The following is a 20,921-nucleotide window of genomic DNA, read 5'->3' on the forward strand; positions in this document are numbered from 1 at the left end:
CTGAAGCAGCGGCAGGTGCGGTGGTGTCACCAGCGACAACGGTCGCAGGCGGCGAGACTTGGCCCAAAGCATCCGTGAGGGTGACTTGCAGCGTTTCACCGTTGGTCTGCGGTGTGCCCAGATTGACCTGGAAATTGCCGTCTGCGCCGACGGTGCTGGTGCCAAGCACATTACCCGCAGCATCTTTGACCGCTACCGTCGTACCAGCCTGGCCTTTACCGGTGAGGAGCGTGCCAGCGCTGTTGACGGCCAGACCGCTCGCGGCTCCCGGAGCGGCAGGTGGTGAATCGTTACCACCGCCGCCGCCGCCGCCGCTCATTGCCGCAGCAGCACCGCCCACGGCGAGTATCCCCAACCCCCACAGCACCCAGCTCGGGATGGAACTGTCTGCGGCGATGGCGGCCACACCCAGGTCGTCGAGGGTCGAAATTTCAGTGAAGGTGAAACCCGAATAAGGCGTGGAATAGTTGCCGAGCAGCAAAGTACCGTCTGCCCCTTCCAGCACCAGTTGGTTTTTCGCGCCGTCGGCGCCCACCACAAAAAAGTTCTGAACCGTGACGGTTTCACCCGACTTCAGCGTGACGATCAAATTCTGCCCGGACTGTTGAAACGACTGAACGCTTTCCGGTCCGAAGGGCAACTTTACAATGCTGGTGCCTTTGAGGCTGGTAGTTCCCATGGCATGTTCCGTCGCCGTCCCGGTCGCCTTGTCGACAATTGTTATATTTTTCATCTCTCACCCGTTTCGATTTATGGACACACAAAGCTCAGCGCGAGCGAATGCCCACGATGGTGATTACCGCCGAGCGCTAAATTTGTTTTGCGTTATTGGTGAACTGTTCGGAATAAGTGGCGATCAACCCACGCCCGTTTCTTCACGCAGTCGCGAGTTGATGGGCTCGGACTCGTTACTCACCAACGGCAATAGATGTGACAGGTTCGTAAACCTGCAAGGCGCCTCCACCGGCAACGAGCGGGTACGACCGCATGCCCACAGATCGAGCAATCGGGAGAGATGAAGAGCCATAAGACTGGCTTTTTCGAGTCCCTGACCGGTTTGGGCCAAAGCAGCCGTTCGCTCGGCAACACTCGCTTTCCGCTTCCTTTCGCTAGCCATTTTTAAAGCACCTGCACAACCTGAAAAGTAAAACAATGCGGTGAAAACTGTGGAGGCATATCCACTTGAAAACTCTCGCCATCCAGATACTAGCGAGGCAACTGCCGACATAAAAGGGGAAACTAAACAGGTATTACGCAGGTCAACTTAACGATCATGCCCATCACATATATGACGCCCATCAGTTATGTTTTTATCATCACTCCATGTTAATTAATCACTTCCTTCCTACGCTTTACATGATGAATCAATGATCAAAAATCAAGCAAACTCCACCATTTTCCACAATTTGTAATAATTTATTTCAGCGCAACACACACCTTAAACAGACTCATGCGAACCAGTTAGTTGGTTAGTAATAAAAACGCATATAGCAGCGAAGCTCGCGTAATGCGAGGCAGTAAAAAATGTTATTCACGATGGGGGATAGGTATTAGGGGATGCATCGAGGGGGGCAGGTGCACAAGGCGCCTGAAATGTTGCGAACGCACAGACAAGTCAATCTCCGAGAACCCAGCCAGGGGGCTCTCGGAATTGACCTTTTATTGAGGTTTGCGATAGCTATTGATGATGGCCGAGAAGTCTTTACCGCCCTCCCCTCGCTGGCTCATCGACTGATATAACTGCTGGGCCACTGCGCCGAGAATCACCGGCTGATGCGCCTGGCGCGCAGCCTCAGTCGCAAGGCCCAGATCCTTGAGCATCAGGTCGGCACCAAAACCACCGGTATAGCCACGCGATGATGGCGCGGTCTCGATCACGCCTGGCCAAGGATTGTAGGTATCGGAACTCCAGCAGCGCCCCGTGGAGCTGTTGATGATGCCGGCCAGCACTTGTGTATCAATGCCAAGTGCATCGCCCAGGGCCATGGCTTCACTGACGCCGACCATGCTGATACCCAGCAGCAGGTTGTTGCAGATCTTGGCGATTTGCCCAGTGCCGACATCACCACAGTGCACGATGTTGCGGCCCATCTGCGCCAGCACCGGTTGCAGGGTGGCGAACAATTCCGGGTTGGCGCCGACCATGAAGGTCAGCGTCCCCGCCTGGGCACCGCCGGTGCCACCGGAGACCGGCGCATCGGCCACGTCCACGCCTTGTTTGGCTGCCGCAGCCGCTACTTCACGGATGGTTTGCGGGTCAATGGTGCTGCAATCCACGGCGGGGATGCCTTTGCCGATGCCGGCGAGTACACCGTCTTCATTCAGCCACACGCTGCGCACATGGGCGGCGGCCGGCAGCATGGTAATCACCAGTTCGGCACCTTGGGCCGCATCACGCGGCGAGCTGCTGATGGTGCCGCCCAGTTCGGCAAGTTCCTTGAGTACCGCCTGGTTCAGGTCGAACAGGTTAAGCGCGTGCCCAGCCTTGATCAGGTTGCGGGCCATGGGCGCACCCATGTTGCCCAGGCCGATGAATGCAATTTTCATGGTCGTCTCCCGGGTTCAGCGCAGGTTGATGGTGGTGTTGACGCCATCGTTGACCGTGTCGTCATCAAACCAGCGGCTGGTGACGGTTTTGGTCTGAGTGTAGAACTGCACCACTTGCTTGCCGTAAGGGCCCAGGTCGCCGAGCTTGGAACCGCGGGAGCCGGTGAAGCTGAAGAACGGCACTGGCACCGGAATCGGGATGTTGATGCCGACCTGGCCCACATCGATTTCGCTCTGGAATTTACGCGCCGCCGCACCGCTCTGGGTGAACAGGCCCGTGCCGTTGCCAAACGGGTTGGCGTTGACCAGCGCGATGGCTTGATCGAGTGTGTCGACTTCCAGCACCACCAGCACCGGGCCGAAGATTTCTTCGGTGTAGATGCGCATGTCGGTGGTCACGCCCGAGAACAGGGTCGGGCCGACAAAGTTACCTTGCTCGAAGCCCGGCACCTTGATATCGCGGCCATCGAGCTCCAGCTTGGCGCCTTCCTTCACACCGCTTTCGATCAGGTCAAGAATACGTGCCTTGGCGCGCTTGGAGATCACCGGGCCGACATCCGTGCCCGCTTCGCTGCCTGCATTGACCTTGAGCTTTTGTGCCAACGCCTTGAGATCTGGCAGCCACTGCTTGGCCGCACCCACCAGCACCACCACCGAGGTGGCCATGCAACGCTGGCCCGCCGCGCCGAAACCGGCACCGACCAGGGCGTTGAGGGTGTGCTCGCGGTTGGCATCCGGCAGCACCACCGCATGGTTCTTGGCGCCCATCATCGATTGGACGCGTTTGCCGTGCTTGCCTGCCAGGTCATAGACATGGGTGCCGACGGCCGTCGAGCCGACGAAGGACACCGCCTTGATGTCTTTGTGGGTGCACAGTGCATCCACCACGCTCTTGCCGCCGTGCACCACGTTGAGCACGCCCGCCGGTACGCCGGCTTCCAGCGCCAGCTCCACCAGGAGCATGGTCGACAACGGGTCTTGCTCGGAAGGCTTGAGTACGAAGGTGTTACCGCAGGCAATCGCCATCGGGAACATCCACAGCGGAATCATCGCCGGGAAGTTGAACGGGGTGATACCGGCGCATACGCCGATAGGCTGGCGCAGGGTGTAGGTATCCACGCCGCCGGCCACGTTCTCGGCGAACTCGCCCATTTGCAGGGTGCCGATGGAACAGGCGTGTTCGACCACTTCCAGTCCACGGAAAATATCGCCCTCGGCATCGGCAATGGTCTTGCCCTGCTCGGCGCTGAGGACCACGGCGATACGCTTGGAATGTTCACGGATCAGGGCTTGCAGCTTGAGCATAATGCGCATGCGCGCGCCGATCGGCGTCAGCTTCCAGGTCTGGAAGGCGCGATGGGCGGCGTCAATGGCAGCGTTGACTTCATCGGCAGTGGCAAACGGGACTTTGGCCAGCACTTGCTGGGTGGCCGGGTTGACGATGTCTTGCCATTCGGTGGTCTTGGACTCGATCCACTCGCCGTTGATGAGCAACTTGACCTGTTGCACGGAAATATCGGCAGATGCGTTCATGTGGTCTCCAGAATCTTGTCGTTATGCAGAGAACCAAGGCGTTGAATCGCCTTGAAGAATGAGGCGTTCGGACTGTTTTTGGAGTATAGATGTGCAAATCTCTAATAAGAACGCACATAAAAGCCGGTCCAATATGCAAAAAAACATCACCTCCCTGGGCGCCCTGAACTGGGATGACCTGAAGTTTTTCCTCGAAGTGGCGCGCACCCGCAAGGCCAGCGTGGCCGCCAAGCGCCTGGCGGTGGACTACACCACCGTGTCGCGGCGCATCAGCTCTCTGGAAGTGTCCCTTGGTACGCTGCTGTTCGAAAAATCCCGGACCAACGGCTTCGTGCTCACCACCGAGGGCCAGCGCTTGCTCGGCTACGCGGAGTCCATCGAAAGCACCCTGCACATGGCCTGCGAACAAGTCTCCGGCTCCGGCGTGGCGCTGTCCGGCCATGTGCGCATGGGCTGCACCGAAGGGTTCGGCAGCTTCTTCGTCACCCCGCAGTTGAGCCATTTCGTCGACACTTATCCCGCGATCTCGGTGGATATCCTGCCCCTGCCCCACTTCATCAGCCTGTCCAAGCGCGAAGCCGACATCGTCATCGCCCTGGAACGCCCGGAACACGGGCCGTATGTGTGCTGCAAACTGTGCGACTACAAATTGCAGTTGTACGCCACCCAGGACTACCTCGACCAACACCCGCCAATCCGCAAGCCTGCGGATTTGGCCGAGCATCCGTTTATCAGCTACGTGGATGACCTGGCGTTCAGCTCGGAGCTGCTGTATCTGGCCAACGTCGTGCCCGGCGCCAGCGCGAGTCTGCGCAGTACCAGCGTGATCGCCCAGTACGTGGCGGCGCAGCAAGGACGGTCGATGGCGATATTGCCGTGCTTTCTGGCGGCGCAGGACCCGCGCTTGTTACCGGTGCTGGGCGAGCAGATTGCGATTACGCGGCAGTTCTGGATGTATTGCCGGGAGGATTTGAGGAAGTTGAAGCGGATTACGTTGTTGTGGGATTACATCAGGGAGGTGACGGAGCAGAATCAGGGGTTGTTGATGGGGGAGACGCGGGAGATCAGGTTTGCGGATTAAAGCGCCATCAACGACGATTCGCTTTAAATTGCAGGACGTTTCCTAGAGAATCCCTGGCCTATTGCGCCATAGGATTTGAGTGTCTAGCCTCCTCGGGTCGCTGCAAAACAGCGGCTGGGTTTAGCGACCCGAGAAACGTAGGTTCAACGCCCTAAATCACCCTGGCTGGCCATTTTTGCTCGCCTTATCGTGTTATGGCGGCTGTGCGCGGGAGACCTTCGGGTCTACCGGGTTCCTAGGTTACCGGTTCGCTAACCCGCGTACAGCTGCCACCTTTCCATGTTTAGCGACATGCCGTGGCGGTTTCTACTTATTAACCTAAGGAAAAACCATGTCCAAGATCGTCCCCGATCCACCACTTTCCTCCATCATCACCCTCGGTGTCGTCACCTTCGGCGATTACGGCGAAAACCAAAAACCACTGTTCCGCGTTAATTCCGGCATGCCGATTGAGGAAGCATTGGAACACGCCTCCACCCTGCTTTTTTACTCCAAGAAACTCGCGATGGAAGCCGCCATGGATGTACGCGGCGAGCAATACGCATGGGCTGCGCATTATCTGTGTGAGATGGGCAAGGCAGTGGTGGATGACTTAACGCAGGCGATGACGCCGAGCCGTTAAGCGAATACCGTTCGAATGCGGGAGGAGCCTTGCTCCTTCCCACATTTAAACCGCGCCAGCCCCGGCAATTTGCGGATACCGAACCCGAACTTCGCGCAGAAACTCACCCGCACTGCTCTTGAGCCATTCAATCAGCCGAGCAATATCCGGCTCCGACTGACGCCCGTTTCGACAAATGATGTAGTAAGCCGCTGGAGACATCATCACGGGACTATTCAACGCAACTAAAGCACCACCGTCCAGTTGGTCATACACTAATGCAGTCCTGCCCAGCGCTATCCCCCCACCCTTCACCGCCAGACTAATCGCCAGACTCGAATCCGGAAATCTCGGCCCATGGTGATAAGGCGGCGCCGCCAGCCCCTGAAACGCAAACCAACTTTCCCATCCCGGACACACCTGATCGTCCACCCGATGAATCAGCGGATTGCGGGCGACATCCTCCAGCGCAATATCACCCCTCAACCGCAGAAACTCCGGCGAACAAACGGGGAACACCGCATCGCGCATCAGTAATTCGACATGATGATCCGGGTAGTCGCCGTACCCCATCACCACCGCGACATCGTATTGATGAGCCTCCAGGCTGGCGCGGTTCATGTCGGCGCTGGTCAACACCAGATCTAGATTGAAAGAGGCCTCAGTGTGAGAACCGTGCATCCTGGGGATCAGCCATGTCGAACAGAGAGAAGACGTGCATGAGAGGTACAGCGGTTGGGATTTACCGGGGTTGAGTGAATGCAGCACCCCATCCAGCGATTTGAAGAAACCATCGGTAACCGGCAACAAAGCCTGCCCTGCCACCGTCAGTTTGACGCCACGCGAGTGCCGCTCAAACAACGACACGCCCCACCACTCCTCCAAGCCAGCAATTTGATGGCTAATAGCGCTGGCAGTGAGGTTAAGCTCAGACGCTGCGCGCGCAAAACTACCGGTTTGCGCTGCGCAGACGAACGCTTGAAGCATAGGTGTGGGGGGCGGACGCTGGGCCATCAGGTGCTCACTTTGATCAAGATGATCCCGCAAACAATGACGAACGCCGAAAGCATCCGTCGCCAACCGAACCGTTCATGAAAGAACAGCGCGGCAATAATGGCGCCGATAATAACACTGGTTTCCCGCAGAGCTGAGACCTTGGCCACCGCGTCCAGCGACAACGCAAACAACACCAATCCGTAAGACGCCAGGTAAAAAACACCGCCTAATAGTCCGACTCGCCAATGCCCACGTATCGCACGAGCCAAGGCTGAACGCTCTTTGGAAAACGCCAGCATCGGGATCGGAATACTTTGGAACACTGTCAGGTAGATGATGTACTGCAGCACCGTCTCACTGGCTCTTACACCTTTGGCATCCACCACCGTGTAAGACGCAATAAACGCACCGGCGCACACCGCCATCAGGATCGGCTTGAACATCTGCGCCGTCATCCTGCGCACAAAGGTCAGGCTGATAATCCCCACACAAATCAGCAACACTCCCGTCAACGCCTGGAATGACAACTGTTCATGCAGCAGAAAGTAAGAAAACAGCGCGACCAGTACGGGTGGCACCCCACGCATCACCGGGTAAACCTGACCGAAATCACCCGTTTCGTACGCTTTGATCAGAAATAGCCGATAGACCGTGTTGAGCACCACGGAGACGAGTATGTAGCCCCATACCTCTAGGCTAGGCACACTGACAAACGGCAACGCCAGCAGGCATATCACGAGCGCAGTGCCATCGACCATCGCCAAGGTCATGAAGCGACTGCTACCGGCGCGGACTACGGCATTCCAAGTGGCGTGCATAAAGGCAGAGATCAAGACCAGCGTGATCGCGATATCGGAATTTTCCATGGGGCTCGGCTTATGGCGGATATGGGAGGACTTACGTTATGAACACGAATGCATCATTGTTTGCGTAACCACATCCGTAGCATATAACGATTCAGATCACTCAAAGGCTCAGCATCATTGATCTCGGAGCGTGGAGCATTCATATCAATGAAGTGCGTGCGAGTATGGAGAAATTTATTATCAGCCGAAATAAGCACTTGCCCTGGCTCCAGCAGTACTCGATGCTGAACTGATGACTGATCGAGAACAGTATCCAGAAAGTCCAGCGCCTGGGTTTGAGCCACGGTTAAAGGCACTCCTGCCTTAAGGTGAGCTGACTCAATGTAGACTCGAAAGTACCTGATCAGTGGAATACCTTCACTGGAAAAGCTCAGGATGGGGGCTTTAAACAGTTGCTCATCCTCTGACATGCCGCGATTCTCAAAAAAGAAGTCGCATTTGAGCGCTTCCAATACCTCTGGGAACGCCATCAGTTCCGCGTATACCGCACTTGCATCAATGAGAATGCTCTCACCTCCTAAAAGAGCTTTCTGTCCGCAGGCCAAGATCAAGTAATCAATAGGCAGCGGGTCGCTCACCCCATCGTTGTGTACGTAGGCGCCTTGACGGGTTTGATGGTATCTCGCACCTTCCTCAATGCTTTTGCCGCCTCGGTCATAAACCTCAATCACTTTGTGACCAAGATGGTTTTGTACCATTGGCACACCAAGTAAAGAACCGAATGTCCATACCAGAGATTTGAAATTTGAAAGGTTATCCACCTTAAAGCCATCAAGAATCAAGACATGACTTTCATGATCGATCATGCTTCGTATTCTATTTAGTTCCGCACTCAGGATGGTTAATTGTAGAGGATTTATATAGGCAGACTTGGTATCGAATCGAACATCCGGACTTTCAGACTCGAACAACTCTCTTGCACTCACCAGCTCATCAAACGCAGCTTTTGAAAGCCTGACTGTAGATACTTCCTGGCGAAAATTACTGACATTTATATTCATCGCAATCCCTTACGGTAGTTAGTTAGAGCGTCCATTTAACTAAGCCCACCACTTGCGAAAAAGCGAAAGCTCATCAGCCTAGCCATCAAAAATCGTCATGACAGGCCTTTCCTACGGAGAAAACACCTGATGGCGGTTAGTGGGATTTGGTCAAGGCGCATCAACTCAGACGACGCTTGGAATACGCCCCCACCCCGCTTTTTCTCAAAGAAACTCGCCATGGATGTACGCGGCGAGCAATACGCATGGGCTGCGCATTATCTGTGTGAGATGGGCAAGGCAGTGGTGGATGACTTGACGCAGGCGATGACGCCGAGCCGTTAAGCGAATACACCGCAAAATAAATGTGGGAGCGGGCTTGCTCGCGAAAGCGATGGGTCAGTCAGCCTGGCCGTTACTGATACACCGCTTTCGCGAGCAAGCCCGCTCCCACAGGTTGAATGCATTTCAGGTTAGGACGGGCGACCTGCCTTAGTCTGCGATCACAACAATCGACACCCGGCGATTCTCGGTGCGGCCTGCTGTGGTCGTATTCGGCGCCACCGGCTCGCTGCTACCCAGGCCGCGCAGTTGGATGTTTTCTTCTTTCATGCCCACGCGGGTCAGCACCTTGCCCACGCTTTTGGCGCGGCGCAGGGACAGGGCCACGTTGTAGGGCTCTTTGCCCGAGGCGTCGGTGTGGCCGTCGACACGTACGCGCTCAATGCCGGCGCCAACCAGAGCGCTACCGATGCGTTCGACGATGTCGGTGCTGGGTTTGTTGAGGGTTTCGACGTCACTGCCAAACAGCACTTTGCCGGACAAGCCGAAGGCCCAGCCTTCATCGGTCAGCTCGAAGCCTTGTTGTTTGAGCACGGCGACTTGCGCCGGCGTCAGGCCTTTGGGTGGCGTCTGGCAGCCGCTGAGGGCCAGGAAGGCGACGAGTAAAGAAATAAATAAAACGCGTGTGTTAGCGAACAAGGGAATCAACTCCTGTGTTGAACGTTGGCGACGGGGTGCTCCGACTCCGCCGTTTGCTGACCGCCCGAGGACAATCGTTTGGCCTGGTACATCGCCGCGTCGGCGGCGTTGAGCAAGGTGCCGGGCGTGGCACCATGCTCGGGATAAATCGCAATGCCGATACTGAGGGAGGTCAACACCTGGGTGTCGCCTGGCAGTGGAATCGGCATGTCCATGCTGGCAATGATTTTGTCGGCGATGCGTTGGGCGTCTTCGGCCTTGTGCAGGGGCGCCAGCAATACCGCGAATTCATCACCGCCCAGGCGCGCCACCAGGTCGTCCTCTCGCAGTTGCGCCCGCACGCGGTCGGCAACGGCCACCAGCACGGCATCGCCAGCGGCGTGACCGAAGCTGTCGTTGATGTCTTTGAAGCGGTCGCTGTCGAGGAACAACACCGCTACCCGCTCGTTGACCTTGGCGGCGCTGCGCAAGGCGCGGATCAGCCGGCCTTCGAAGAACGCGCGGTTGGGCAGGCCGGTGAGGCTGTCGTGGCTGGCCTGGTGGGCAAGGGTTTCGTTTTCGCTTTGCAGGTGGCTTTGCCAAGCCTCCATCTCACCGAGCAGGGCATTGAAGTCGCTGCCCAGGCTGTCGAGCTCGGCGATCTGCGCCGAGGGTACGCGGCGGTCGAAGTCTCGTTCGCTGCGGGCGGCGTGGGCGACGGCGGCCAAGCGTTGCAATGGCACGGTGATGCCATTCAATAGACGCCGCGACAGGTGCAATGCCACCCAGGCGCTGAGCGCTGTGCAGATCAAAATCCCGACCAGACCGCTGAGCAAAAAGCGCAACAGGCTGCCACCGTGGCCGACCAGGTGGATGCTGCCGACAGTTTGCCCCTGGCGCAGAATCGGCTGGCTGATGGGCTGTTCGAGCAGGGCGTGCGCTATTTGCAGCTCGACCCGTGACAACATGCCGGTTTCCGGGCGAACCCAGCGCGCCAGCAGCTTGCCGTTGATATCAAATACTTCTGCCTGGGCCACTTCTTCGGTGGAGGCAATCAGGCTCAGGGCTTCGGTGGCCGCCGCGCTGTCGTTGAACACCACGGCCGCTTCCACGGTGTAGTTGATGGAGCGGGCGATCAGGTGCAGGTTGTGCTCGGCGTAAACCCGCAGGGCCAGCACGCCGAGCAGGGTCAGGGAAACACTGGCCAGGGTCACCGCTACCAGCGCCAGGATCATATGCCCGCGGGCAATCACCGAACGCAGGGTCGGCCGCACTTTATCGCGGCTCATGAGCCAGGCGCTCGACGGCGAGACAACTGCAACACACTGGGATGGATACGCACGCCGCTGCGGGCGACGGAATCCAGATTGACCTCGAATGACACCTGCTCATCGCTGACCCGCAGGCAGAACAGGCTGCCCACCGTGCATTGGTCGCCTCCTTCGCTGATGCTGAGCACAGGGTGGCCAATCAACGAAGTAAACAGGCGGTTGCGTTCGTCAGGCGTGATTTTGCCGATGTAGATGGCGTCGCAGGCATTGACGATATCCGGATGATCGACCAGCAGGCGCCGCACCCGCACCGGACGACCGGTGGCCTGGGTAGTGCCTTTGACCAGGTCATCGGTGTACTGAGTCGGCCCGACAATGCACAGCCGCAATTGCGCAGGCTCCACCGGCCACCGCGCGTAGCTGAGAATACCCAGCACGACCTGGGTGACCGCCTGGGCGCGCTGCTCGGCGAGGCTGGGCGTCTGCGCCCATACCTGCGGCGCGAGCAGGCACAGAACCGCCACCCGCAACATGCGTCTCCAGCTCAAACTGCGCTCTGTGGGCGAGACAGCCACGTTCATGCAGCACTTCTCTCAGGTATTTTCCAGGGTGATGCCGCAACGATAGCACAGCGGCGGGAACCCCCGCGCAGCACGGCTGGCAGGGGACCTACTATTTTTTCAGAAAAATCAGACATCTGAATCAGAAATATTTCATGACCTATCAGTCAGTTTTTTCCGGTGCGGCGTCCAACTCCAGCATCAACCCGCTCAAACGCTTGACCTTGCGCCGTACCGCCTCTTCAAACACACCACCCCGGGGCTCGATCAAGCTGAACCAGCGCTTGGCGCGGGTAATACCGGTATAGATCAATTCTTTGGTCAGCACCGGGTTCAAAGCATCCGGCAGGATCAGCGCCGTATGGATGAACTCCGAGCCCTGGGATTTGTGTACGGTCATCGCATACACGGTTTCGACATCATTCAAGCGGCTGGGCAGCACGAAACGTACGCCACCCTGGCCATCGTTACGTGGGAAGGCCACGCGTAGCACGTGGGGGCCGCCATCGCTTTCGGGCAGTTTCAGCGCGATGCCGATGTCGCCGTTCATCAGGCCCAAGCCATAGTCGTTACGGGTCATCAAGACCGGACGGCCCTCGTACCACTGCTCGTCGCCTTCGATCAGGCGGACTTTGCGCAGGGCCGCGGTGATGCGCTGGTTCAGCCCTTCAACCCCCCAGGGCCCTTTGCGCACGGCACAGAGCAATTGGAACGCATCAAAGGCTTGCAACAATTGTTGCGCCCAATAGGTCCAGGCCGGCTCATCGCGCGGCGTATCCAGAGGTGGACGTGCGGATTGCAGCAGGTTCAGGTAGTAGCGATAACCCTGGGCGCCGTCGCCCTGGCCGTCCAGCACCAAGCGCTCAAGGGCATGGTCATGCTCGCCCTTGAGGCTTAGGCAAAACAGGTCGTCATGACGGCGCGCGGCCAGCAACTGACGTGCCTCTTCGGCATTTTGCTGGTTGACCCAGCGCGCCAGCTGGCCGATGCCGCTGCCTTCGCCGAAACGACGCGAATAGCGCAGCATCACCACCTGCTGGGCCAGGGGATGACGGGCGTCGAGGTCTTCTTGCAGACCGCTGGCACTGAGGTCTTCGCCGCTGACCGCTTGCAGCCATTGCAGAGTCTGCGGGCTGTACCAGCCGGCTTCGGCGTCACGGCACAAATCGCCGAGTACCGCACCGGCCTCCACCGACGCCAACTGGTCCTTGTCGCCCAGCAATACCAGACGCGCATGGGGCGGCAAGGCATCGAGCAGGTTGGCCATCATTTCCAGGTCAATCATCGAGGCTTCATCCACCACCAGCACGTCCAGCGGCAATGGATTACCCAAGTGATGCCGGAAGTGGCGGGTGCCCGGACGGCTGCCCAACAGGCGGTGAACCGTGGTGACCTGGGTCGGGATTTTTTCCCGCACGTCGTCGGGCACTGTCAGTGACAGCACTTGCTGGCTGATGGATTCGGTCAGGCGCGCAGCGGCTTTACCGGTGGGCGCAGCCAGGCGAATACGCAACGGGCTGCCGGACTCCACGGCGGGTGCCTGCAACAACGCGAGCAGGCGCACCACGGTGGTGGTCTTGCCGGTGCCGGGGCCGCCGGTGACGATACTGAAGGCGCCGCGGGTTGCCAGGGCACAGGCAAGCTTTTGCCAGTCAATTACACCGTCGGGCGCCGGTTGGTCGAACAGGCGGTTGAGGCGTTGTGGCAAATCGGCAGCTGCGGGCTCCACGTTCGCAAGGCGCAGGCGCAGGGCGCGGTCGATACGTCGCTCGTAGGTCCAGTAGCGGCGCAGGTACAGGCGCTTGCCGGACAGCACCAACGGGCGGCTACGAGCCTCCTCGCTGCCATCGACGGCCAGCGCAACCAACGGGCTTGAAGCCAGGGCATGGCACCAATGCGCGCCATCCAGGCCGTGCAGCAACTGCGAGGGTAGCAGCATGGCGCCGGTGTGCAGGTCGCCTTCGGGCGGTAATGACAGGGCGAAATCCGGCGCCTTGAGGGTTTCGAACACATCCAGGCAGACGTGGCCATGGCCCAGTTGATGGCTGGTCAAGGCCGCCGCCAGCAGCACCAGGGGATCGGCCTTTGGGTCCAGCTCGTACAGGAAGCCGACGAAGGCTTTGTCCAACGCCCGCAGCCAACCCCGCTCGACCCAACGTGCAAGCAACTGCAGCAGGTCGGCAGCACGATCGAGGGGCAAAAGCGCCTCCAGCGGTAACGGCGACAGGCTCATAAGAGCACTCCTTGTTCCCAGGCGGGCTCAACCCTGGGTGGGATGGGCTTGCCCTGGAACAAAAGGTCCAGGCTTTCGATCAACTCACGAGGCGGTCGGGTGAAATACGCGCCCTGGCTCACCGACTGGCTACCGCGCAGGAACAGGTACAGGGCACCGCCGACGTGCTGGTCATAATCGTAATGCGGCAGGCGCGCCTTGAGTTGGCGGTGCAGGGCCAGCAGGTAAAGTACGTATTGCAGGTCGTACCGATGCTCGAGGATCGAGTGTTCCATGGCGTCCTGGGTGTAGGCAGAGTCGTCAGGGCCGAGCCAATTGGATTTGTAGTCGGCCACGTAGTAACGGCCATCGTGCTCGAACGTCAGATCGATAAAGCCTTTGAACATGCCGTTGAGCAGCACCGGTTCGGCGGCCACACGGGACACGCCGCCATGGGTGTGCTGGCACACCAGTTTGTCGAGGGCGAGCACGTCGACGGTGTGACTGGCAAACCAGAATTCCATCTCGATCTGGTACTGCTGCAGGCCACTGAGGGTGAAGCGCTCGTTGTACAGGGGCAGTGGCGTGTGCAGCAGGTGCTCCAGCCAGCCGCTGAGGGTGACGATCCAGCCTTCCCAGTTGCGGCGGTTACAGCGTGCGCCCACGGCTTTTTCGATTGCCTCCGGGGTCACGTTGAAACCTTCTTCACCGGCCCATTCCAACAAGCCGTGAAGGAAGGTGCCTGGGTTGGGACCGCGTGGGAAACGGTGAATATCCCCGCCGGACGCGACCGTTTCCCGAGGGGCATCGGGGTCGAGGCGTTCGTCATCGAACAGCTTCTGGGCCTGTGGGCTTTCGGGGGCTTCGAGGTTGGCAGCGCTCATGCTGTCGCCAATGCGCAAGGCGCTGTAGGAGGCAATCCACCAGTTTTCTGCGGCCTTGCGTGCAGGCAGCAACGGCGCGAGCAGGGTCGCTTGGTTGCGCGGCGGGTGGAACAAGATGTCTTGGGCGTCCGGCACAAGGTCATAACCGATGGCCGCGCAGCCTTGCTGCAAGTCCAACAACCAGCGCGCCAGCCCCGCTGACTCGCCCAACGACGCGCCGGCACCGAGCAAATAGCCCAATGCCGACAGGTGCAAGACCGAGCTGCTGTTATTGCCGCGCTTGAGGTCGGCGATGCCCAGCCAGCAGGCGTGTTTGGCGCGGGTCAAGGCCACGTACAACAAACGCAGGTCTTCGGCCAGGCGCTCATCGTCGGCTTGGGCGATCAACTCGGCCGTGGGTCGCAGGCTGACGTGGGACTTGCCGTGTTCATCGTGGTAATGCAACGGCAAGCGACTGCCATCCACGGGCTTGGCCGAACAGATGAACGGCAGGAACACCAAGTCGTATTCCAGGCCCTTGGATTTGTGGATGGTCACCACTTTGACCAGTTGCTCGTCGCTTTCCAGGCGCAGGATCTGTTCTTCACCGGCCTGCCCCGACAGCGCCAGATGCTCGGCCAAATGACGGATCAACGCCTGCTCGCCATCCAGTTCCGAGGCGGCCTGTTGCAACAATTCACTGAGGTGCAACAGGTTGGTCAGCACCCGCTCGCCATCACTGCGGGCGATGAGGGTTTGCGGCAGCTTGAAGTCGTGGAGCAGGCGACGCAGCATCGGCAACACGCCTTGGGTACGCCAGATGGCACGGTAGCCACGGAACTGCATCACCCGTGATTCCCACGCCAGTTCGTCCTGATTCAGACGCTCCAGCTCCGACAGGGACAGGTTCAGAGTGACGCAGGCCAGGGCTGCACGCAGCGGGCGTTCGACATCCGGTTCGGCGCAAGCCTTCAACCAGGCCAACAGGTCATGGGCTTCCTGGGCGGCAAACACCGAGTCTTTATCCGAAAGGTACACACTGCGCACGCCACGACTGGCCAGTTCGGCACGTACGGCTTGGGCTTCCTTGCCGTCGCGCACGAGGATGGCGATGTCTGACGGCAACACGCCCTTGAGGGTGCCCTCTTTTACAAAGCCCGCGGTGCCTTGCTGCCCACCATTGAGCAGCGCAACGATCTGCGTGGCGCAGGCGGCAGCCAGGTGTTGACGATAAACCGCGTTGGAAATCGGCTGGTCGGTGGGCAGGTGCCAAAGGTTCATGGCCGGCAGCGTGTGGCCGTCGACCTGCAACTGTTCGCTGCGGCCTTGGGACAGTACCGAATGGAACGGCACCGGGTTATCGCCATTAGGCTGGCGAAACAGGAACGCACCACGGCCGGTTTCCGCACGCTGGAACACATGGTTCACCGCCTCGACCATCGCATGGCTGGAGCGGAAGTTGGTGCCCAGGGTGTGATGGCGGCCGGTGGTGGCCTGCCGGGCGCGCAGGTAGGTGTAGATGTCGGCGCCGCGAAAGGCGTAGATCGCCTGCTTGGGGTCGCCGATCAGGAACAGGCCGCTGTCGAGGTGGTTTTCTTCGATGCGGTAGATGCTGTCGAAGATGCTGTATTGCACCGGGTCGGTGTCCTGGAATTCATCAATCAGAGCCACCGGAAATTGCTCGCGGATCACACTGGCCAGGCGCTCGCCACCGTCTGCCTGGAGGGCGGCGTTGAGGCGGATCAGCATGTCGTCAAACCCCATCTCGGCGCGGCGACGTTTCTCTTCCTCGAAGCGTTTGCCGACCCAGCCGGCAGCGTGTTGCAGCACCGCCGCGTCGGGCGTTGGCAAGGCGTCGAGGCTGGCTTTGAGGCTGGCCATGGCCTCGATGCCAGGGTGCTGCGGCGGCTCCCCTTTCCACGCTTCGGCCATTCCGTCGGGCGTCAGGCGGCTGAAGCCGGTGCCGATGTCCAGGTGTTCCATGGTTTCGTCAGCAGCCCAGGCGCTGATCTTTTCGAACCAGGGCTCGAAGTAGCGCGCTTGCATCTTGCGCCCATCGACCGCTTTGGCGGCGACGGCTTGCAGGCAGATATCCCGCAGCTCGGCAGCCCATTGTTGCCAGGGTGCCTTGAGGGCAACCAGCGCGGCACGGCGTTCTTGCAGGCAGGCGCTGATCAGTTCGGCTGGCTCGCGGGTTTCGTCGGTGGGCCGCTCGCTGCCGAACAACGCACGCACCCGTGGCATCAGCGCCGCGGGGCCACCCCAATTACTGCGCACCCAGTTGAGCGCATCGTCGTGCATTGGGTAGCAGAACAATCGCCAGTAGTCGCGCAGCACTTCGCCCAGCAGGTCGCTATGGTCGGTTTCCAGGGTTTGGGTGAACAGGCTGCCGCTGTCGAACGCATGTTCGCGCAGCATGCGCTGGCACCAACTGTGGATCGTGGAGACTGCGGCTTCATCCATCCATTGCGCGGCGATGTCCAGGCGATTGGCACAGGCGGGCCATTGCTGCGGATCATATTGCTCGCGCAGGTCGGCAATCAGCGCATCAGGCTGTTCGATTTCGTCACGGAAGAAGCGCGCGGCTTCGGCCAGGCGGATGCGGATACGTTCACGCAGTTCCTTGGTGGCGGCGTCGGTGAACGTCACCACGAGGATTTGCGGTGGCAGCAGTTCGCGGCCGAAACCGGATTCATCACCGCCGTGGCCGAGCACCAGACGCAGGTACAGGGCGGAGATGGTGAAGGTCTTGCCGGTGCCGGCACTGGCTTCAATCAACTGGCTGCCTTTGAGCGGGAACGCCAGGGCCAAGGGTTTGCCGATCATGCGTCAGCCTCCGTGCTGGAAAGCGATCGCCAGGGGGCGTTGATCAGCGGGCGATACAGGGTTTCGCACCAGCCTTCGAATTCTTCACTGGCGACCAGGGCCGCGTAGTCGGGAAATTGCCGCGTAAGGGCAGGCGTTTCGCGGCGTTCGCCGTCAGTGGTGATGCCATCGCCTTCATAGGCTTTGCTCGCAGCCGCTTGGGCCTTGGCGGGGTCAGTCTGGCCGAGCCAGGCGAACGCGGTTTTCACTGCGACCGGAAGCGGCGCGCTCATTCCCGTGTGCCAGGCCAACAGCAGGTTACCGAGAATGTCCTCGGCGCCGGCCTTGTCCAGTGGGGCCAACAACAAGGTGTCGTCACTGGCTACCAGGCCGGTGCTCAAGGGCAGGCCACAGGCGCAGGCCACCACGTGATTGACCCAGGGGCGGATGAGGCGGTGCCACTTACGTGTCTTGATCGAACCAATACTGTTGGGGATGGTGGTGACGCTTAAAAGTCCGCCATCACTGCGTCGGTGCAGACCGCTGATCCAACCTTCCAGCTGGATGCCTTGGTACGCAAAGCTGACCGGTTCAGCGCCAGTATGCGGGGTGGGCCACAACGCCAGAAGCTGTTGATAGCGTTGCACCAGGTCCGGCAGCGGCTCGATCAGTTCGTTACGCAGGCATTCACCGAAACCCACCATCGGCAGCAGGCCGCTGCCTTGCAGCCGCAGGGCCTGGGCGGTGAGAGCCTGATCGAGTTGGTCGGGTTGGGTGAGTGCCGCGTTCAGCAGGCTGTCGCTCAAGCTGTAGCGTTGCAATGCGTCCAGCACGAAGGGTTCTTCATCAGCCAGGGGCACTTCAGCGGCTTCGAAGAATACTTTCAGGCGCTGGCTGAAGAAGTGTTTGACCGGATTGCGCAGGAAGTCCTGTAACTGGCCAAGGCTCAGGGGTTCTTCCTGTTGGTGAGGCGTCAAGCCTTGCTCTTGGGTGATGACCGCCGGTGCCTGATGCAGCAATTGCCATTCGCGCGCATAGCTGAACAACGAATCGCCTTCGTGGAAATAGCGGGCGCTGAAGGGTTGCAGCGGGTGCTCCTGGGTCATTGCGTCGATCAGCGGCAGATCGTTGCTGGCGTGCTGCCAGCCGCTGGCGAGGTGGTCGCGTAGTTGGCCGATCAGCACCGAGGCCGGGCGATCGCTGTTGTCACGGATGCTGCGGCCTACCCAGCTGATGTACAGCTGGTCACGGGCTGACAGCAGCGCTTCGAGCAGTAAGTAGCGGTCGTCTTCGCGGCGAGAACGGTCGCCGGGGCGGTAATCGCTGCCCATCAGGTCAAAATCCAGGGGTGGCTGGGCCCGCGGGTAATCGCCGTCGTTCATGCCGAGCAGGCAGACCAGCTTGAACGGGATCGCACGCATGGGCATCAGCGTACAGAAATTGACCGCCCCCGCCAGGAAGCGCTGGGACAGGCGCCCCTGATCCAATCCGGCCAGCCATGCCTCACGCACGACCGTAAGGGGTAACTCGTCTTGCAGACCAACAGACTCGCAGGTTTCCAGCCAGGTTTCTCTTAATTGTTCGAGCTGGCCCAGCAGGTAGTCATCGTGCTCGCTGCTGGGTAGGAAAAACAGCTGCATCAACCGTTGTAGACGCTCGCCCCAGGTTTGTGGCGACGCGGGTTCCGATAACGCTTGATGGGCATCGTTCAAGGCGTCAAGCAAGGCGACCAGTGGGCCGATCAACGCCGCATCGAGGCCACCGATTTCGTCATAAGGTTCAATACCGTCGCAGGCCGTGCCGGTGCCGACGGCATAGCCCAGCAGCATACGGCGCAGGCCGAATCGCCAACTGTTTTGCTCCAGTTCCGCGGGCAGGCCCAAACCGGCGCGTTGCTCGGCATTCAAGCCCCAGCGGATGCCGGCGCCTTCGATCCAGCGATGCAAGGTGGGCAGATCACGCTCTTTGATGGCGAAGCGTTCGCGCAGGGCCGGGACGTCGAGCAGATCGAGGACTTCGCTGACGGGGAAGCGGCTGTCGGGGAGTTTGAGCAGGTGCTCCACAGCAATCAACAGCGGGTCGCGGCCACGTTGACCTTGGTCTGTGAGGGTGAAGGGGATAAAGCGTGGGTCATGCCGTTCGAGCTGGCCGAAGACCGCGCGAATATGCGGGGCATAGCTGTCGACGTCGGGGACCATGACGATGATGTCCCGAGGGCGCAGGGTGGGGTCAGCGCTGAAGCGATGAAGTAATTGGTCGTGGAGGATTTCTACTTCGCGCTGGGCGCTGTGGGCGATATGGAAACGGATCGAAGTATCGCGTTGCAAGTCGACAGCGGGCCACCGTTCACGGGTTTCATTCAACGGGCGCAGTTCGAGGATATCGTCCTGGAGTTGGTTGAGGAGCGTGGTGGGTTCGCTGTCGCTGAACAGGTCAATACGACCGTCGCGAAATGCGGCGCGGTAGCTGTTGGGGTCATCGTAGCTGTCCAGCAGACTGATGTAATCACGGCCCTGCTTGCCCCAGGCAGCGAGCAGCGGATGGGCGTGCTGGTGCAGAGTTTGTGGGTCGATAGTGACGGGCATGCCCGTTTTGCGCGCCTGGCGTTTGTATTCGTTACGCAGCAAGTCCTTGTCGGCGACGATGTCCGACCAATGATGGCGGCAGGGGTTATGCACGCAGAGCAGGACCTGGCTGAAACGGGCCAGACCCGCCAAGGCTTCCAGCGCCTGGGCCGGCAGCGATGAGATGCCGAAGACGATCACCCGGGGAGGCAAGCCGGGCGGTGCTTGTTCAAGGCTGTTGATGCGCTCGATGAAACGCTGATGTACGCCGGCCCGACTTTCGGCCATGCCTGCTTCACCCACATCCAGCAGCAGCGCGCGCCACAGCTCGGCTTGCCAGCAGTTGGCTGGGTTGAGCGGTTTGGACTCACCTCGACCATTGCGCAGTTGGTGCCGACCTGCGGCCCAATCTTCCAGCCAGTCGGCACGGTAGACCTGGTATTGGTCAAAGAGGTCAGCCAGGCGTTCGGCGAGTTGGTAGCGTTTGCGCAGGTCGGTGTCTTGCGTCAGGAAGCGTTGCAAAGGCTCGAAGTGCGGTTGGTCGATCAGCTCGGGTAACAGCCGCATGAGGCGCCAGGTCAGCGGGGCTTTATCAAGCAGGGACTTGGGCGGGATTTCGTCACGGCCCAAAACCATACGATAAAGCTGCCACATAAAGCTGCCAGGCAGTTGCACGTCGATAGCTGCGGCAATGCCACAGCCGCCCATATCATCGGCTTCCGGGTCTTCGGCCAAGGCCAGCTTGAGCCATTGGGCGATGCCGTTGCTTTGTACCAGGGCGATTTCGTTTTCCAACGGCGCCAGTGGGTAACGGCGCATCCAACTGACCACCAGGCTTCGCAGTTCGTCCAGGCGGTTGCCGTGAACCACCATGAATCCAGGGCTGAGGGACGTCGCGTCCGGCATAACGGCTTCCTTGGGAAAAGCAAAATCGAGGGGTGGACTTTAGCACTGTGGCGCACGGGGCGGGCACAGCCTGACAGGCGTGCGGGGACAAGGCGGACACTTTTCGAGCGCCCAAAACAAAACCCCAACTGCTTTCGCAATTGGGGTTTCGGAATTTAATCTTGACGATGACCTAC

General features: G+C 59.7%; 14 protein-coding genes and 1 pseudogene. 3 read left to right on the plus strand and 12 right to left on the minus strand.

The features are described from left to right. The 3 genes from AC07S6_RS12910 to AC07S6_RS12920 form a co-directional block, all read right to left on the minus strand. Window positions 1-733: BapA/Bap/LapF family prefix-like domain-containing protein (locus tag AC07S6_RS12910; RefSeq protein ID WP_495112435.1), on the minus strand; the 733-nt coding region annotated here is incomplete at its 3' end. 926 nt (window positions 734-1,659) lie between these two features. Continuing rightward, entirely contained in the window at window positions 1,660-2,547 is an 888-nt protein-coding gene (gene mmsB / locus AC07S6_RS12915) for a 3-hydroxyisobutyrate dehydrogenase (protein ID WP_495112436.1), read from the minus strand. A 15-nt stretch (window positions 2,548-2,562) separates the two neighbouring features. Next, window positions 2,563-4,080 carry a CoA-acylating methylmalonate-semialdehyde dehydrogenase gene (locus AC07S6_RS12920; protein ID WP_495112437.1) on the minus strand — a complete coding sequence of 506 codons (1,518 nt, stop codon included), beginning with the start codon at window positions 4,078-4,080 and terminating at the stop codon, window positions 2,563-2,565. A gap of 133 nt (window positions 4,081-4,213) precedes the next feature. Between AC07S6_RS12920 and AC07S6_RS12925 the strand changes: the two genes are divergently transcribed. After that, entirely contained in the window at window positions 4,214-5,161 is a 948-nt protein-coding gene (locus tag AC07S6_RS12925) for a LysR family transcriptional regulator (protein WP_495112438.1), read from the plus strand. Between the two features lie 331 nt (window positions 5,162-5,492). Continuing rightward, entirely contained in the window at window positions 5,493-5,783 is a 291-nt protein-coding gene (locus AC07S6_RS12930) for a DUF3077 domain-containing protein (RefSeq protein WP_116666414.1), read from the plus strand. Between the two features lie 45 nt (window positions 5,784-5,828). Here AC07S6_RS12930 and AC07S6_RS12935 read toward each other — a convergent pair whose 3' ends face one another. Genes AC07S6_RS12935 through AC07S6_RS12945 form a run of 3 tightly spaced genes read right to left on the minus strand, consistent with a single transcriptional unit; the run spans window position 5,829 to window position 8,625 of the window. Next, the gene (locus AC07S6_RS12935; RefSeq protein WP_495112439.1) at window positions 5,829-6,776 is read right to left on the minus strand and encodes a LysR substrate-binding domain-containing protein; all 948 of its coding nucleotides are present in this window, start codon (window positions 6,774-6,776) and stop codon (window positions 5,829-5,831) included. Next, window positions 6,776-7,624 (minus strand): EamA family transporter, encoded by an 849-nt coding sequence (locus AC07S6_RS12940; protein ID WP_116666412.1) that lies wholly within the window; start codon window positions 7,622-7,624, stop codon window positions 6,776-6,778. Before AC07S6_RS12940 ends, AC07S6_RS12935 begins: the two co-directional genes overlap by 1 nt. A 53-nt stretch (window positions 7,625-7,677) precedes the next feature. Next, complete coding sequence (locus AC07S6_RS12945; protein ID WP_116666411.1) at window positions 7,678-8,625, minus strand: TauD/TfdA family dioxygenase; 948 nt, start codon at window positions 8,623-8,625, stop codon at window positions 7,678-7,680. A gap of 198 nt (window positions 8,626-8,823) precedes the next feature. On the opposite strand from AC07S6_RS12945, the pseudogene AC07S6_RS12950 reads away from it, so the two are divergent. Next, window positions 8,824-8,949, plus strand: a pseudogene (locus AC07S6_RS12950) (DUF3077 domain-containing protein); the annotation flags it as partial. Between the two features lie 147 nt (window positions 8,950-9,096). Here AC07S6_RS12950 and yfiB read toward each other — a convergent pair. The 6 genes from yfiB to recC form a co-directional block, all read right to left on the minus strand. Continuing rightward, the gene (yfiB, locus tag AC07S6_RS12955) at window positions 9,097-9,585 is read right to left on the minus strand and encodes an outer membrane lipoprotein YfiB (protein ID WP_105228468.1); all 489 of its coding nucleotides are present in this window, start codon (window positions 9,583-9,585) and stop codon (window positions 9,097-9,099) included. Window positions 9,586-9,590: 5 nt separating this feature from the next. Next, on the minus strand, window positions 9,591-10,853 hold the full coding sequence (dgcN, locus tag AC07S6_RS12960; RefSeq protein WP_330211698.1) for a diguanylate cyclase DgcN/YfiN: 1,263 nt from the start codon (window positions 10,851-10,853) through the stop codon (window positions 9,591-9,593). Further along, entirely contained in the window at window positions 10,850-11,416 is a 567-nt protein-coding gene (gene yfiR, locus AC07S6_RS12965; protein ID WP_014719921.1) for a regulatory sequestration protein YfiR, read from the minus strand. The genes dgcN and yfiR overlap by 4 nt, the downstream gene beginning before the upstream one ends. A gap of 142 nt (window positions 11,417-11,558) precedes the next feature. Next, a complete protein-coding gene (recD, locus tag AC07S6_RS12970; protein WP_495112440.1) occupies window positions 11,559-13,628 on the minus strand; it encodes an exodeoxyribonuclease V subunit alpha in 2,070 nt (689 codons plus the stop codon). Beyond that, window positions 13,625-17,296, minus strand: a complete 3,672-nt coding sequence (gene recB, locus AC07S6_RS12975) for an exodeoxyribonuclease V subunit beta (RefSeq protein WP_495112441.1) — start codon at window positions 17,294-17,296, stop codon at window positions 13,625-13,627. The genes recD and recB overlap by 4 nt, the downstream gene beginning before the upstream one ends. After that, window positions 17,293-20,745: an exodeoxyribonuclease V subunit gamma gene (recC, locus tag AC07S6_RS12980; RefSeq protein ID WP_495112442.1), complete on the minus strand. Its 3,453-nt coding sequence runs from the start codon at window positions 20,743-20,745 to the stop codon at window positions 17,293-17,295. Before recC ends, recB begins: the two co-directional genes overlap by 4 nt. Between the last annotated feature and the right edge of the window lie 176 nt (window positions 20,746-20,921).

This window comes from Pseudomonas sp. GW821-FHT07B01, assembly GCF_059419065.1.